This is a genomic window from Streptomyces sp. SCSIO 30461 (assembly GCF_037023745.1).
Lineage (GTDB): Bacteria > Actinomycetota > Actinomycetes > Streptomycetales > Streptomycetaceae > Streptomyces.
This window is the reverse complement of the sequence record NZ_CP146101.1, coordinates 5836980-5852843: the sequence shown is the minus strand read 5'-3', so window position 1 is coordinate 5852843 and position 15864 is coordinate 5836980. Positions and strand designations below refer to the sequence as shown.

12 protein-coding genes are annotated in these 15864 nt (G+C 70.5%); 8 read left to right on the top strand and 4 right to left on the bottom strand.

The annotated features are described in order from the left end of the window. Positions 1-3 precede the first annotated feature (3 nt). From V1460_RS26225 to V1460_RS26215, 3 genes are all read right to left on the bottom strand, one after another. Positions 4-1155, bottom strand: a complete 1152-nt coding sequence (locus tag V1460_RS26225) for an extracellular solute-binding protein (RefSeq protein ID WP_338676077.1) — start codon at positions 1153-1155, stop codon at positions 4-6. 247 nt (positions 1156-1402) lie between these two features. Further along, entirely contained in the window at positions 1403-2971 is a 1569-nt protein-coding gene (locus V1460_RS26220; protein WP_338676076.1) for an ankyrin repeat domain-containing protein, read from the bottom strand. 23 nt (positions 2972-2994) lie between these two features. Beyond that, complete coding sequence (locus V1460_RS26215; RefSeq protein ID WP_338676075.1) at positions 2995-3927, bottom strand: hypothetical protein; 933 nt, start codon at positions 3925-3927, stop codon at positions 2995-2997. A 277-nt stretch (positions 3928-4204) separates the two neighbouring features. Here V1460_RS26215 and V1460_RS26210 point away from each other — a divergent pair, with 277 nt between their 5' ends. From V1460_RS26210 to V1460_RS26185, 6 genes are all read left to right on the top strand, one after another. After that, positions 4205-4978: a serine protease gene (locus V1460_RS26210; RefSeq protein WP_338676074.1), complete on the top strand. Its 774-nt coding sequence runs from the start codon at positions 4205-4207 to the stop codon at positions 4976-4978. A 125-nt stretch (positions 4979-5103) separates the two neighbouring features. After that, positions 5104-5433 carry a chorismate mutase gene (locus V1460_RS26205; RefSeq protein WP_338676073.1) on the top strand — a complete coding sequence of 110 codons (330 nt, stop codon included), beginning with the start codon at positions 5104-5106 and terminating at the stop codon, positions 5431-5433. A gap of 27 nt (positions 5434-5460) precedes the next feature. After that, entirely contained in the window at positions 5461-5601 is a 141-nt protein-coding gene (locus V1460_RS26200) for a hypothetical protein (RefSeq protein WP_338676072.1), read from the top strand. 171 nt (positions 5602-5772) lie between these two features. Next, the gene (gene pepN, locus V1460_RS26195) at positions 5773-8295 is read left to right on the top strand and encodes an aminopeptidase N (RefSeq protein ID WP_338676071.1); all 2523 of its coding nucleotides are present in this window, start codon (positions 5773-5775) and stop codon (positions 8293-8295) included. 232 nt (positions 8296-8527) lie between these two features. Further along, positions 8528-9898, top strand: a complete 1371-nt coding sequence (locus V1460_RS26190; RefSeq protein WP_338676070.1) for an aminotransferase class V-fold PLP-dependent enzyme — start codon at positions 8528-8530, stop codon at positions 9896-9898. Next, positions 9898-11361: a SidA/IucD/PvdA family monooxygenase gene (locus tag V1460_RS26185; RefSeq protein WP_338676069.1), complete on the top strand. Its 1464-nt coding sequence runs from the start codon at positions 9898-9900 to the stop codon at positions 11359-11361. Before V1460_RS26190 ends, V1460_RS26185 begins: the two co-directional genes overlap by 1 nt. A 173-nt stretch (positions 11362-11534) precedes the next feature. Here V1460_RS26185 and V1460_RS26180 read toward each other — a convergent pair whose 3' ends face one another. Beyond that, the gene (locus V1460_RS26180) at positions 11535-13349 is read right to left on the bottom strand and encodes a 5'-nucleotidase C-terminal domain-containing protein (protein ID WP_338676068.1); all 1815 of its coding nucleotides are present in this window, start codon (positions 13347-13349) and stop codon (positions 11535-11537) included. 98 nt (positions 13350-13447) lie between these two features. On the opposite strand from V1460_RS26180, the gene V1460_RS26175 reads away from it, so the two are divergent. Beyond that, positions 13448-14134 (top strand): SIMPL domain-containing protein, encoded by a 687-nt coding sequence (locus V1460_RS26175; RefSeq protein ID WP_338676067.1) that lies wholly within the window; start codon positions 13448-13450, stop codon positions 14132-14134. Between the two features lie 208 nt (positions 14135-14342). Beyond that, positions 14343-15779, top strand: a complete 1437-nt coding sequence (pyk, locus tag V1460_RS26170; protein WP_338676066.1) for a pyruvate kinase — start codon at positions 14343-14345, stop codon at positions 15777-15779. The last annotated feature ends 85 nt before the right edge of the window (positions 15780-15864 follow it).

The window sequence follows — 15864 nt, the reverse complement described above, 5'->3', positions numbered from 1 at the left end:
GGATCACCCGGAGACGGCCGCGGCCCAGCCCTTGGCGAGGGTCTCCTTGGCCTTGGCGGTCTGCTGTTCGCTCGGGAACCGGGGGGTGCCTTCGACGGGCGGCAGAGCGGCGGAGGCGGCCTTGTCGATGGTGTCGTCGGCGGTCATGGCGGGCATCAGCACCGGGCGGGCGTGGCCCTTGAGCCACAGGTTCTGGCCTTCTGCGCTGTACAGGTACTCCTGCCAGAGCCGCGCGGCGGCCGGGTGCGGGGCGTCCTTGTTGATGGCCTGCGAGTAGTACTGGGCGTAGACGCCGTCCTTCGGGACGACGGTGCGCCAGTCGAGGCCCTTCGGCTTGAACTGCTCGGCGTAGCCGGAGTTGAGGTAGTCCCAGTCGATGCTGATCGGGGTCTCGCCCTTCTCGATCGTGGCCGGGGTGGACTCGACGGGGTTGTAGTTGCCGTTCCTCTTCAGCTTGCCGAAGAAGTCGATTCCGGGCTGGATGTCGTCGAACGACCCACCGTTGGCGATCGCGGCGGCGTAGACACCGCCGAAGGCAGAGCCGGACTTGGTGGGGTTGCCATTGAGGGCGACCTTGCCCTTGTACTCCGGCTTCAGCAGATCGGCGAAGGTCTGCGGGCAGACCTTGACGCGCTTGGCGTCGCAGCCGATGGAGACGTAACCACCGTAGTCGTTGAACCAGCGGCCCTGCGCGTCGCGCTGGCTCGCAGGGATCTTGTCGAAGGCGACGACCTTGTAGGGGGCGGTCAGTCCCTGTGCCGCCGCGGCCTGCGCGAAGGCAGCCCCGAGGTCGAGTACATCCGGCGCGCGGTCCTGGCCCTTGCGGGACTTCACCGCGTTGATCTCGTCCTGGCTGGAGCCGTCGGGGTTCTCGACGTGCACCTGGATGCCGTACTTGGCGGTGAACCCGTCGATGATCGCCCCGTAGTTCGCCCAGTCGCGGGGGATGGCGATCGCGTTGAGCGTGCCCTCCTTCTTCGCGGCGGCGACCAGCGCGTCCATCCCGCCCACGTCGGCAGCCGATGCCGCGGTCGCGATGTTCTTGCCGTCGGCGGTGGTGGCGGTGGTCTTGTCGGGTGCGGCGCCACAGGCGGTGAGGGTCAGGGCGATACCGAGGGCGCCGGTGAGAGCGGCGGTACGTGCAGGGGTGGTCACGCGTACTCCATGAGCGTTGCGAGGCGGGGCCGAAGCTGTATGGACAACTGTTGTCCGTACAGCTCCGCATTACGGCGGGCCGGAATGTCCCCGTGGTGAACGCGAGACGTCGCCCGCGATGCGTTTGCCGGGCGCGCCGGGTTCGGCGGGGCGGGGTGCCCGCACCCGCCGGGTCCCGACGAGTGAGGCGGGCAGACCCGGCGGCGCACCGCACCGGGGTGCGGTGCGCCGGGAGCGCGCACCCCGCTCAGCGACCGCGCGGCACCGTCGCGTCCAGGCGTCGACGGGCCGCCTCGTCCAAGACGTACTCCACCGCCTGCTCCGCGGTGGAGTACGCGTACCCACCCGGGTCCTCGTCCGCCAGGATCCGCTCCAACGCCGCCACCGCGCGGGTGTCCTGACGCATCGCCAGGCCGCGCGCGGCCTCCGCCTCGATGTCCGGGACCGCGTCCGCGAGGCGGTCGGCGAGAGCCTGGCGGATCGCGGGGCCGTCGGCCTCGGTGTCGGCCAGCACGGTCGTCGCCCAGTCCCGCACTCCGTCGTCCTCGTCCCGGGTGAGCCCGATGACCGTGTCGATGCCCTCGGCGTGGCCCCCGGGCAGCAGCCCGTGCAGCGCCACCGCCACACCGAAGCGCACCTCGGGATCCGCGTGTCCGGCGTGGCGCAGGATCTCCCCCACCCCGGCCGGGTCGCGCTGCTGTCCGAGCCCCGCGACGGCGGAGCGGATCACCTCAGGATCGCCGGCCTCCCGGGCGAGCTCCCGCAGCAGCGGCACCACGCGGGCTGGCAGCCCCGCGTGTCCGGGATTCGCCTGCCCCGACCCGGCCGGGACGCCGTCCGGATCGGCGGCACCGGTGCCGTGCTCCTCGTCCGGCAGCCCGAGACCCGCCAGCACATCCGCCCCGAACGCCTGCCGCAGCGGATCCTCGGTTCCCACCCACGCGGCTGCGGCCAAGAAGGTCTCCTCGTCGCCGCGGCGCTGGAGCACGCCCACGGCCTCGGTCCAGTCGTCCTGGTCGGGATCGCCGCAGCGCAGGGCGCGCTCGGCCAGCTCGCCGGCGGGGGTCCTCGTGCCCATCGAGGCCTCCAGCAATGTGGCGACGGCGGCGTGGCCGGTCTGCTGCTCGTTGCCTGCCACCAGGCTCCCGTCCTGGATCAGCTCGACGATCACCGTCACGGTGCCGCCCTCGTCGACACGACGGGACACGGTCTCAAGCCCTTCGCCGCCCATCCCGGACAGCTCACGGCGCAGCCGCGCCTCCACATCGACGCCGATCCACTCGCGAGCCTCGCCGAGTGCCTCCGGCGTGGGCCTGGCACCGTGGCGCAGCAGGGTTCGCACGCTTGCGGGTGAGCCGCGCCTGGCGGCGGTCACCAGTGGCGGCTCACCGCCTGAGCCCGGCAGATCCGGGTCGGCGCCGGCGGTGAGCAGCAGGTCCGCCACATCCGCGCGGCCCTGGCGGCAGGCCCAGGTCAGCGCGCGCACCCCGGGATCCTCCTCCAGATCGGGCCGAGCGCCCGCGGCCAGCAGAGCCCGCATCACCTCGGTGCGACCCCAGACCGCGGCCCCGCACAGGGGCAGCTCCGCGCCGTCGGCGCCGCTCGCGCGGTTCGGATCGGCGCCCGCGGCGAGCAGCAGGCGCACCATGCCCGGCCGGTTCAGGGACGCCGCGGCGTAGAGCGCCGTCTGCCCGTCCTCGTCGGTTGCCTCTGCCGCCGCCCCCGCCCGCAGGGCTCGTACGAGGGCGTCGTCGTCGCCCTCGTAGACGGCTTCGAAGAGCGCTGTGCCCGGATCGTCCGGCTCGTCGGTCCTCATGGGGAAACCCTACGGAAACGTCCTCAGGTATCGCATTCGAGAACTGTCCGGCACAGCGCGCAGCGGGCCCGTACCCGGCCCCGTACGGGCACCCGGATCCGCTGCCGGCACACCGGGCACGGGAACGACACCCGCAGTCCGTCCCCGGGCGACCCCTCGAAGGCGTAGGCCGGCCCTTCGAGGGCGTAGGTCGATCCTGGGGGCCAAGGGCCCGGCTGCCCGGACGCCGCGAGGCGCTGCTGCGCGTCGCGCCGGTCCTTCGCGTAGCGGCGCCGCCCGTTCCAGCCTGCCGCTGCGAGCGGCGGCTGCCGTCCGTCGCCCAGCGCCTGAGCACGGCCCTTCGTGTAGGCCGTGTACGCCTGCGGACTGGTGAACCACACCGAAGGGTCCTCGTCGAACAGCAGGGCGCGCTTCGCCAGCACGTAGCCGAATTCCTCAGGGGTCAGATAGCCCAGCTTCTGGCTGGACACCGCGTCCTCGCGGTAGGCGTCGAGCAGCAGCCAGCCGGCTCCCAGGTAGGTCGTCACGGTGTCCGTGAGGACCTCGTTGTCGCGTGTACCGGGGAAGGCGAGCCCGAGGCGGTGCAGCAGCACATGGGTGATCTCGTGTGCGAGTGCCGCGCCGATGTCCCTTCGGTGTCTGCGGAAGCGGTCGTTCAGCTCGATGAAGTACTCGGGCCCGGCGGTGAGTTCGACGCTCGCGGCGTGCCGCATCTCGCGGAAGCTCACGATCATCCGTGCTTCCGGCAGCCGGAGTTGGCGCACCAGGGCGTGGGCGACCCGCTGCGTCCCCAGATGGAGGTCGTCCTGGTCGGCGAAGGCCACATCGGCCGGGGCGACGCTGCTCGCGTAAGCCCGCACGCCGTCGGACGACAGGCGTGTGTGCAGCGCGGTGATGGCCGCCCGCGCGGTGTCGAGGTGCGGGTAGCCGTGTACCACCTTGCTGCCCTCCGCCACGTCCGTACCCCCTGCCGGTGCCGTGCGACGTCAGACGTGAGACCCGTCAACTCTACGGCTCGGTGCGGCGGTGGCGCGCGTCGCCGGGCCGCTCCCGCCGACCGCGTCCGGGCCCTCCTCCTGCCGTGCCGCCCCGGCCCGGCCTGGCCGAAAGTGCGCCTTGTGGGCTACGACACACCGTCCTCATAATCCGGACCAGTGTTGACGGGCTCATGTCACCCAGTGAGTCGCACGGCAACGCTCAACCGGCAAGACCCCCCACGGAAGAAGGCATTCGGTGAACAACACCCTCGTACGTGCCCTCAAGAGATGTGTGGCCGCAGGCGCGGTCCTGCTCGCCGCGGTCAGCCTCCAGCCGACCTCCGCCATCGCCTCCCCTCAGCCCGTCGTCGGCGGAACCCGCGCCGCCCAGGGCGAGTTCCCCTTCATGGTCCGCCTCTCCATGGGCTGCGGCGGCTCCCTGTACACCCAGCAGATCGTGCTGACGGCCGCCCACTGCGTGAGCGGCTCGGGCAACAACACCAGCATCACCGTCACCGCCGGTGTAGTGGACCTCCGGAGCTCCAGCGCCATCAAGGTGAAGTCGACCAAGGTCCTCCGGGCCCCCGGCTACAACGGCACCGGCAAGGACTGGGCCCTGATCAAGCTCGCTTCGCCGATCAACCTCGCGACACTCGAGATCGCCGACACGACCGCTTACAACAGCGGCACGTTCACCGTCGCCGGCTGGGGCGCGACCCGCGAAGGCGGCGCGCAGCAGCGCTACCTGCGCAAGGCCACGGTCCCGTTCGTCTCCGACGCCGAATGCGAGTCGGCGTACTCCGAGCTCGTCGCGGGCGAGGAGATCTGCGCGGGCTACAACGAGGGCGGTGTGGACACCTGCCAGGGTGACTCCGGCGGCCCGATGTTCCGCCGGGACAACAACAACGCCTGGATCCAGGTCGGCATCGTGAGCTGGGGATACGGCTGCGCCCGCGCCGGCTACCCCGGCGTCTACACCGAGGTGTCCACCTTCGCCAAGGACATCGAGAACGCGGCCGCGACACTGTGACTCGCGACCTCCCGGCAGCGTGACCCGGTAATCCGCGTCGCGGTACGGGACGGGGCGGGGGAGGCGCACCAGGAGGTCGCCTTCCCCGCTCCGCACGACCCCCGGCCGACGTAAGCTCCCTCCCCATGAGCACAAGCGAGCCCAGCGGCATCGACGCGTCCGTACAAGCCGAGCTGATCCGGTTGCGGGAGAGCATCGACAACATCGACGCGGCGGTCGTCCATATGCTCGCGGAACGCTTCAAATGCACCCAGCAGGTCGGGCACCTCAAGGCGCGCCACCACCTCCCGCCCGCCGACCCGGCCCGCGAGGCCCGCCAGATCACCCGGCTCCGCGAACTCGCCCAAAGCGCCAAGCTCGACCCGGGGTTCGCCGAGAAGTTGCTGAACTTCATCATCGCCGAGGTCATCCGCCACCACGAGACCATCGCCGACAAGGAACAGGGACAGCCATGACGAGCCCCGTGGCCGTCTTCACCCTCGGTGGCGCCATCTCCGCCCGGCCATCTCGACGCCCCCAAGGCCCGGCTGCTGCTGCACGCGCTGCCGGCCGACGGAGCGGACCGCGAACGCGTCGCCGGGACCTTCGACAGGATCGCGGGCGGAGAGCTCGCCCCGGCATGAGCGGGAGCACGGGGCGGAGCGGGACACGGAGCAAGGCCCGGCGGACGCGGCGCGGGAGCGGGACACGGGGAGCGGGACACGGAGACCGGGCGTGACCAGGCGCGGCCGGCGTGAAACCCGCCCACGCTGAGAGCGAATCCCCCGTGCCTTCGCTCGGCCCCATCAGGCAGCATGTCCCCCATGTCCGTACTGACGCGCGACGAAGCGCAGACCCGAGCCGAGCTCATCGACGTCCATCGGTACTCGATCGAACTCGATCTCACCACCGGTGATCAGAACTTCGACTCACGAACCGCGATCCGGTTCACGGCCCGGGCCGACGGGGACAGCTTCGTCGAGCTCAAGCCCGCCGCCCTGCGTTCCGTCACTCTGGACGGCCTGCCCCTCGCCCCCGAGACCCTCGACGGGAACCGGTTCCCGCTGAAAGGGCTCACGGCCGGTGAACACGAGCTCTGCGTGGACGCCGCGATGACCTACTCGCACACCGGCGAGGGCATGCACCGCTTCACCGACCCGAGCGACGGCGAGACCTACACCTACACCCAGCTGTTCATGGACGACGCGCAGCGGGTCTTCGCGGCGTTCGACCAGCCCGACCTCAAGGCGGTCTTCGAGCTCGCCGTCACCGCGCCCAAGGGATGGACGGTCCTCGCCAACGGGATCACCGAACACCACGGCGAAGGACGCTGGACAGCCGCGCCCACTCCGCTGATCCCCACCTATCTCGTCGCCGTCGCCGCAGGGCCCTGGCACTCCGTGCGCACCGAGCACGCGGGGCTGCCGTTCGGTATCCACTGCCGCCGGTCCCTCGCCCCCTACCTCGACGCCGACGCCGACGAGATCCTCGGCATCACCCGGGCCTGCTACGACCGCTACCACGAGCGGTTCGAGGAGCCCTACCCCTTCGACTCGTACGACCAGGCCTTCGTCCCCGAGTTCAACGCGGGCGCGATGGAGAACCCGGGCCTGGTCACCTTCCGCGACGAGTACATGTTCCGCTCCGCCGTCACCGACACCGAGCGGCAGTCCCGTGCCGTGACCATCGCCCACGAGATGGCGCACATGTGGTTCGGCGACCTGGTCACCATGCGCTGGTGGGACGACATCTGGCTGAACGAGTCCTTCGCCGAGTACATGGGCTACCAGATCCTGACCGAGGCCACCCGGTTCACGGACACGTGGATTTCCTTCGGCATCGCACGCAAGGCGTGGGGGTACGACGCCGACCAGCGCCCGTCGACCCACCCGGTCGCGCCCGACCCCGACGACGTGCCCGACTGCGCGTCGGCGCTCGTCAACTTCGACGGCATCTCCTACGCCAAGGGCGCGTCGGCCCTGCGCCAGCTCGTGACCTGGATCGGTGAGAAGGACTTCCTCGCCGGGATCAACCGCCACTTCACCCGGCACCGCTTCGGGAACGCCACCCTCGCCGACTTCCTCGACTCGCTCGCCGCCGTCACCGACCGCGATGTGCACGCCTGGGCAGAGGCCTGGCTGCGCACCACCGGGGTCGACACGCTCACCGCCGAAGTGGCGGAGGCCGACGGCGGCTGGCAGCTCCGCGTCGCCCAGGACGGCAGCCGCCCGCACCGTATCGCCGTCGGCGCCTACGACCGCGACCCCGTCGAGTCCCGACGCCTCGTGCTGCGTGAGCACTTCGAGATCGACGTACCGCAGCCGCAGCCCACGCCGGGCAGCGCGCCCGCGATACGACCGGGCCGTCGCCCCGCTCTCGTGGTGCTCAACGGCGGGGACCTGGGCTATGCCAAGATCCGCTTCGACAGCGCTTCCGAGGAGACCGCGCTGCGCGGTCTCTCCGGCATCCCCGACCCGCTCACCCGCGCCGTCGTCTGGAACGCCCTGCGGGACATGGTCCGCGACGGTCAACTCGAACCCGTCGCCTATCTGGAGACCGCGCGCGCCCATCTCCCCGAAGAGGCCGACCTCGCCGTCGTCCAGGGCGTCCTCGCCTTCGCGGCCACCCACATCACCGACCGCCTGCTCACTCCCGGGCAGCGCCCGGCGGGGCTCGCACTCATCACCGACCTCACCCGGGATCTGATCCGCCGCACCGAGGACGGCAGGAACCCCGGTCTGCGGCTGACCGCCGTACGCCACTTCACAGCCGCAGCAGCCCACCCCAACGGCCTGCACGACTGGCTCGACGGGGGAAGCGTGCCCGGTGGACCCGAACTCGACCCCGAACTGCGCTGGCGCATCCTCGCCAGGCTCGCCGTACTCGGCGCGATCGGCGAGGCCGAGATCGCGGTGGAGCTAGACCGCGACCCCAGCGCCACCGGACAGGAAGGCGCCGCGCGCTGCCGCGCCGCGCTGCCCACGCCGGAGGCCAAACAAGCCGCCTGGTCCCGGCTCTTCGAGACCGACGGTCTCTCCAACTACCTGTTCAACGCGACCGCCCAGGGCTTCTGGCAGCCCGAACAGGCCGAGCTGGTACGGGACTACGTGCCGCGCTACTACCCCGCGGCCGTGGCACTCGCCGCCCGCCGCGGCCCGGCCATCGCCCAGGCAGCGGGCCAGCACGCGTTCCCGGTCCACGCGGTCGAAGCGGAGCACCTGCGGGTGGGGGAGGAGTGCCTGCGCGACGCGGAGATCCCCCCGGCTCTGCGCCGCAAGCTCGTCGACCAGCTCGACGACTTGCGCCGCGCGTACCGGGTGCGCTCGCAGCAGGGGTAGCTCCCGAGCACATCGACCCGGCCGGCGGTCCTGTCCGCCCGGGCCTCCGCGGCGCACCGCGCCCCGTGCTGCAGCACACCACGGGGCGCGGTACACCCCGGGCGTCCCGGCGCCCCGCGGACCGCGACGTGCCGTAACCCGTTCGGGTTGGATACCCCCCAACCCGGAACAGCGCGGGGACGAACGAGTCCACCCTGGTGCAGCCGTCCCACAGCGCACCGAAGGACCCCGCATGAGCACACCGCCCCTCGCCGGAGGGGTTGCCGGGCGTGACGCCCTGCGCCCCCTCCTCGCCGTCGTACTCGACGCGCTGAAGGAGGGAGCGGACCGGAGGGGCGGGCCGCTGCCGCGCGGAGGCCCGGACGCGGTGGGCAGGAGGGTCCGGGGCACGGTCAGGCCGGTCGTCCCGGACCACGGCAGCGGCGCCGAGGAAGCGCTCCGTACCCTCGTCGGCTCCTTCGCAGCGGGTGCGGCCGACCCCGCGGACCCCCGGTGCGCCGCCCATCTGCACGGCCCGCCGCTCGCGCTCGCCGTCGCCGCCGACCTCGCCGCCTCCGCGCTCAACCCGTCGCTGGACTCCTGGGACCAGGCGCCCGCCGCTTCCGAGCTGGAAGCCGAGGTCACCCGGGCACTGGCCGCCGAGGTGTATCCCGGCGCCACGGCCCCCGACGCGATCGTGACCACCGGCGGTACCGAGGCCAACCAGATCGCCCTGCTCCTGGCCCGCGAACGGCTCGGCGCCGTACAGGTCGTCTGTGGCAGCCACACCCACCACTCGGTCCGCCGCGCCGCCTGGCTGCTGGGACTCCGCGAGCCGGTCGCCGTACCCGCCGCCGAGGGCACCACCGACCTCGCCGCACTCGACGAGGTGCTCAGCGCCCGGCGCGGCCCCGCGCTGGTCGTCGCCACCGCGGGCACCACCGACACCGGTCGGATCGACCCGCTGCCGGGCATCGCCGACCTCTGCGCCCGACACGGAGCCGAGCTGCACGTCGACGCCGCGTACGGTGGGGCGCTGCTCTTCAGCGCCCGGCACCGAGAGCTGCTGCACGGCCTTGAGCGCGCCGGCTCCGTCACATTGGACCTGCACAAACTCGGCTGGCAGCCGGTCGCGGCGGGACTGCTCACCGTCCCGGACGGCGCTCTGCTCGCGCCGCTCGCCTGCACCGCCGACTACCTGAACCCCGACGACGACACCGAAGCCGGGTTCCCCGACCTGCTAGGTCGCTCCCTGCGCACCACCAGGCGCCCTGACGTCCTCAAGATCGCCGTCACCTTGCGCGCACTCGGCCGCAGCGGACTCGCCGAGCTCGTCGAGCGCACCATGGCCGCTGCCCGGGAGTTCGCCGACCTCGTGGCCAAGCACCCGGCACTGGAACTCCACTCCGAGCCCGTGCTGTCCACGGTGCTCTTCCGCCCGCGCGGGGCGAGCGACGACACCGTGGCCGATCTGCGCCGCACCCTGCTGCACGAGGGCCGCGCCGTACTGGGCAGGTCCCGTGCCGACGGCGGTCTCTGGCTCAAGGCCACCCTGCTCAACCCGCACACCACCCCCGGCGACCTCGCCGCCCTGATCGCACTCGTGGAAGGCAATACCACCTGATGACCGGCACGTCGGCCCACGTCGCGTACGACCCGCACCAGCCCCGGGACCTGGTGGGGATCGGCATCGGCCCGTTCGGCCTCTCCCTTGCCGCACTCGCCCACGGGCTGCGGCAGCGGGAGGGGGGAAGGCCGGGCGACTTCGGGTTCGCCTTCTACGAGCAGCGCCCGGCCTTCCACTGGCACCCCGGTCTGCTCATCGACGGCGCCACCCTCCAGGTCCCGTTCCTCGCCGATCTGGTGACCCTCGCCGACCCGGCCAGCCCTTGGTCGTTCCTCAGTTATCTCAAGGCCCGTGAACGGCTCTTCCCGTTCTACTTCGCCGAGAGGTTCCACATCCAGCGAGCCGAGTACGACGCCTACTGCCGCTGGGTGAGTGAGTCGCTGCCCGGACTGCACTTCGGCCACCGGGTCGACTCCGTCCGCTGGAACGCCGAACGCACCCTGTTCGAGGTCGACTTCACCCGGACCGGCGGTGCCGATGACGCCCCGGACGCCCCGGACGCCCCGGACGTCCTCGGGCGGGCGTACGCGAGGAACGTCGCCATCGGCATCGGCACCGAGCCGCACATCCCGGTACCTCTGAAGCCGCTCGCCGACGCCCCCGGTGTCCGGGTGCTGCACTCCGCCGACTACCTCGCGCACCGCGAACAGCTGCTGGCCGCCGGGCATGTCACCGTGATCGGCTCAGGCCAGTCCGGCGCGGAGATCTTCCTCGATCTGCTGCGCGCTCGACCCACCGGTTCGGAAAGGCTCCACTGGCTGTCCCGCACCGAGGCCTTCGCCCCCATGGAGTACTCGAAACTGGGCCTCGAACACTTCACACCGGACTACACCCGCTACTTCCACGCCCTGCCCGAAGCCGTACGAGACCGGCTCGTCCCAGGGCAGTGGCAGCTTCACAAGGGCATCGACACCGAGACCATCGCCGCCATCCACGACGAGCTCTACCGCCGCACCCTGCACGGCGGCTGGCCGGACGCGGTCCTCACCCCGGGCGTGCGGGTGCGCACCGCAGGGCGGGTCGCCACCACCAAGGTCGAGCTGCACCTCGAACACCTCCAGCAGGGCACCCGTTCCCGACTCACCACCGACGCCGTGGTCCTGGCCACCGGGTACCGCGAGCGCCCGCTCGACCGGCTGCTCGCAGGGCTCGACGCCCAAATGTGTCGGGATCGGTCCGAACGCCCCTTGGTGGACTCGGAGTTCAGGTTGGTGCTCGACCCGGGTGTCACAGGCTCGGTGTACGTGCAGAACGCGGAGCGCCACACCCACGGTGTCGGCGCGCCCGACCTGGGCCTTGCCGCCTGGCGCAGTGCCACCATCCTCAACTCCCTGACCGGGAAGGAGCACTATCCGCTCCCGCGGCGTACCGCGTTCACCAGCTTCGGCCTGGAACACCAGGAGGCGCCCGGGCTCCCCGCCCAGGCGCCTCCGTTCACTCCGTTGGCGGAGCGGTCCTAGGGCGTGCTGCGAAAGTCCCTCCTGACCCTCGACGTCTGGCACGCACGCTCGCTGCGTTGTCGGAGTCATCCAAGTACGTCCAGTACGAGGATGATCCTCCGCCTTGCGATCGCACGCACCAGACGCCGCAGGCCCCGCCCTGCGGGCGGACGGAGCTACTTTCGCAACACGCCCTAGAACACCGGAACGCCGTCCCGGGTCAGCTTCCAGCCCACCGAGGCGAAGGAGGCCGGGTCGATCGTCCCCTTGGCCTGAGCCCACTGGATGATGGTGTTGCGAATCTCATCCGAATTCGCCCACAACTGCTGCGCCTTGGCCACATGCGGGAAGGCACCACCGCCGCTGGCCCGGTAGTTGTTCACCGCCAGCACGAACTGGGCTGCGGGATCGACCGGCTTGCCGTCGAACGACAGGTTGACGATCCTCGAACCGGACGGCTTGGCGATGTCGATCTCGTACGTCACCCCGTAGAGCGCGTCGTAGTTGTAGTCCGGGATGCTCTCGGCGTTCGTCAGCTTCGCCGTGTCCACCGGCGCCCCGGCGGTCGTCTGGACGTAGTACCTGGCCGAGTACTCCAGATAGTCCTTCAGCTGGGCGCCGGTCATCAGCCGTGCCTCCAGCGTGTTCTCGAACGGGTAGAGCCCGGCCGCCTCGCGGATCGTCACCTGGCCCTGCGGGATCGACGCCGTCCGGGAGAAGCACGAGGCCTGTGAGAGCACCGGCAGCGCGGCGTACGGACCTCCGGCCAGGGCCGCCTTGACCGTCTCCACCTGCACATGGCTGATCAGGTCGATGATCGGTTCGTCCTTCCACGGCGCCTCGGCCGTGGACATCGCGGCGGTCGACGTACCGATGATCTGGTTGACGTAGGCGACCACCTTCTTGTGCTCGTCCCCCAGCAGCCGGACGATCCGCGGGTCCTCGGCGGCCGTGTTCGAGTTGAGCACCCGCGCGCCCACCTTCTCGACGCTCCAGCGACCCTTCTGCCACACAAGGTCGAAATCGAACAGGGTCAGTCGCTGGCCCCACTTGAGCGGCTCGGAGAGGACGACCTGCTTGCCGGTCTCCTTGTTGGCGACCCTGTACTCCGCTATCTCGGTGTGCGCGTGCCCGACGAGGATCGCGTCGATGCCCGGTACCTGCTCGGCCACCAGTGCCGCCGCGTTCTCGATGTAGGGGAGCTGGTCGCCGTACGAGGAGGTGCCGCTGGAGCCGGAGTGCGCCGACACGATCACGACGTCCGCACCCATCGAGCGCAGCTTCGGCACCCACTTGGCCGCCTGCTCCTCAAGGCCGGGGAAGACCATCTTGCCGCCGACGTTGGCCTTGTCCCAGATCGCGATGCCGGGGTTGGTGAGCCCCAGGACCGCGATCCTCACATCCCGTCCGCACGGGGTGCGCAGGCGGTGCATGCTGTACGGGCGGAACGCGGGCTGCAGGGTCTTGGCATCCAGTGCGTTGGCGCCGAGCAGCGGGAAGTCGCACTGCTCCTCGAACTTGCGCAGCACCGGAATGCCGTAGTTGAACTCGTGGTTGCCGAGTGCCGCGGCGTCGTAGCCGATGGCGTTCATGGCCTGGGCCATGGGGTGGACGGGGCCGCGCCGGGCCGTGATCGGATCCACCTTGGCGTAGTAGTACGAGAGCTGGGTGCCCTGGATGGTGTCACCTGCGTCGATCAGCAGCGTGTTGCGCCGCCCCTTCTCCCGCCTTACCTGGTCGACCAGGGTGGAGATCTTCGCGAGGCCGACGTCGTTGTGGTTCTTGTCGTCGAACTCCTTGTCCGTGAAGTAGTCCCAGTTGAAGACGTTGCCGTGCAGGTCGGTGGTGCCCATCACGGTGAACGAGTACCGCTTCGGCGGTCGTCCGTGGCCGTGGCCGGGTGCATGGCCCTGAGCGGCGGCCGGAGTGGCGGCCACCGTCCCCGCGACGGCCGCACCGGCTCCCGCCGCGGCCGATCGGCCGAGAAACGTCCTGCGGTTGAGCGGCATTTGTTGATCTCCCTCGTTCAATGGCACAACGCGCGTAGATTCTGGCGCAGGCCGGCTGCCTGCGAAAGTGTTCCGGGAACAACAGCGAGGGAGACCACATGACGAATGAGGCGGCGCCGTACGGAACCCCCGAAACCCCGCGAGTCGCCGTCCGCGGCGAGGCGCGGTTGGAAGTCGATCCGGAGATCGCCAGGATCGGAGTCACCGTCAGTGCCCGCGGCAAGGACCGCAGGGCCGCGCTGGAGGACCTGACCGGCCGTAACGGCCAGGTGCTCGATCTGATCAAGTCCTATGGCGATGCGGTCGAGAAGCTGGAGACCGGGGCGTTCTCCATCAGCCCCGAACTGACTTCCCACGGCCGCAGTGAACGTGTTCGCGCCTACCACGGCCGGGTCCGCGTCACCGCGGTAATCGCCGACTTCACGGTCCTGGGGGAGCTCGTCACCCGCCTTGCCGACCTCGATCTCACCCATGTCGACGGCCCCTGGTGGGCCCTGCGCCCCGACTCCCCGGCTCATGCCGACGCCCGGCGCCAGGCCGTTCTCGAAGCCGTCCAGCGCGCCCGCGAATACGCCGGCGCCCTCGGTGCCGATCTCGCCGCCCTGGTCGAACTCGCCGACATCGGCGCGGAGTCCCCGGTGGCGTACCGGGGCGCCCAGCCTCCCGGCGCGGCGCGCGCGGGTGCTGCCGGTGCCCCCGCCCCTGCCCTCGATCTCGAACCGCAGCGCCAGACGGTCTACGCCCAGGTGAATGCGCGGTTCACGATGACACCACCGAAGTTGTAGGGCGTGCCGTGCCTACGGCCGCCGAACGCCGGACTCTGTGCAGCAACCGCGCCCCCGGCGGCCCGCGCTGCCGGGAGCGCGGTCGTGGATGCTCGGAAGAGCGCCCCTGTGCACACTTCATTGCTTGTCAACAACCCTTCATCGAAAGGTTGTTGAACGGCCATGTGTGCCAAATTCGCTACCCGTCGGTAGCCCATAGGCTCGAATCATGCGCCGAGCGAAGATTGTCTGCACACTGGGGCCCGCCACCGATTCATACGACCAGATCAAGGCACTGGTCGAGTCCGGAATGGATGTCGCCCGCTTCAATCTCAGCCATGGCACTCACGGTGAGTACGAGGAGCGCTACCACCGCGTGCGCAAGGCATCCGACGAGAGCGGACGCAGCGTCGGTGTCCTGGTCGACCTACAAGGCCCGAAGATCCGTCTCGGGCGGTTCCGCGAAGGTCCGGTACTGCTTGAACGCGGCGATGAGTTCACCATCACCGTGGAGCCGGTTGACGGTGACCGCGGCGTCTGCGGGACCACGTATTCCGGGCTCGCCGCCGATGTCGTCACCGGTGAGCGCATCCTCGTGGACGACGGGCGGGTCGCACTCGAAGTCACCTCGGTCGACGGTCCGCGGGTGCGGACACTCGTGATCGAGGGCGGCTTCGTCTCCGACCACAAGGGTCTCAATCTCCCCGGTGTGGCCGTCTCCGTGCCCGCGCTGTCCGAGAAAGACGTCGAGGACCTGCGCTGGGCGGTCCGGCTCGGCGCCGACGTCATCGCCCTGTCCTTCGTGCGCAGCGGGCGTGACATCGCTGACGTCCACCGGGTCATGGACGAGGAGGGCCGCCGGCTCCCGGTGATCGCGAAGATCGAGAAGCCCCAGGCGGTCGACTGCATCGAGGAGATCGTCGCCGCCTTCGACGGCATCATGGTCGCGCGTGGCGACCTCGGCGTCGAGATGCCGCTGGAGCAGATCCCGATCGTCCAGAAGCGTGCGATCAAGCTGGCCAAGCGCAACGCCAAGCCGGTCATCGTCGCCACCCAGATGCTCGACTCCATGATCGACAACTCCCGGCCCACCCGTGCCGAGGCGTCCGATGTCGCCAATGCCGTCATCGACGGCACCGACGCCGTGATGCTGTCCGCTGAGACCAGCGTCGGCAGCTATGCCTCGGAGACGGTCAGGACCATGTCCCGTATCGTCGCGGCAGCCGAGGAGGACATCCTCGCCATGGGCCTCCCGCCGCTCACCGAACGCAGCAAACCCCGGACACAGGGCGGTGCCGTCGCCCGTGCCGCGGCCGAGATCGGGGACTTCCTCGGCGCGAGGTTCCTGGTCGCTTTCACTCAGTCGGGGGATACCGTCCGGCGGTTGTCGCGCTACCGCTCGCCGATTCCACTGCTGGCCTTCACTCCTGATCCTGCCACCCGTTCCCGGCTCAACCTCACCTGGGGCGTCGAGACCTTCCTCGTGCCGCAGGCGGCCTCCACCGATGCGATGGTCGACCAGGTGGACGAGGAACTGCTGCGGATCGGCCGCTGTGTGAAGGGCGACATCGTGGTGATCACGGCGGGGTCCCCGCCTGGGGTGTCGGGCTCGACCAATCTGGTGCGCGTGCACCACGTCGGCACGGACGACACGCCCGGTTCCTGACCGCCTCGACCTTCGGATGGTGTTTGCCCCGCGCGTGCCTGGGCAGTCGGCGATTGCAGGGGCTTTTGGCTCTGGGACATACGGA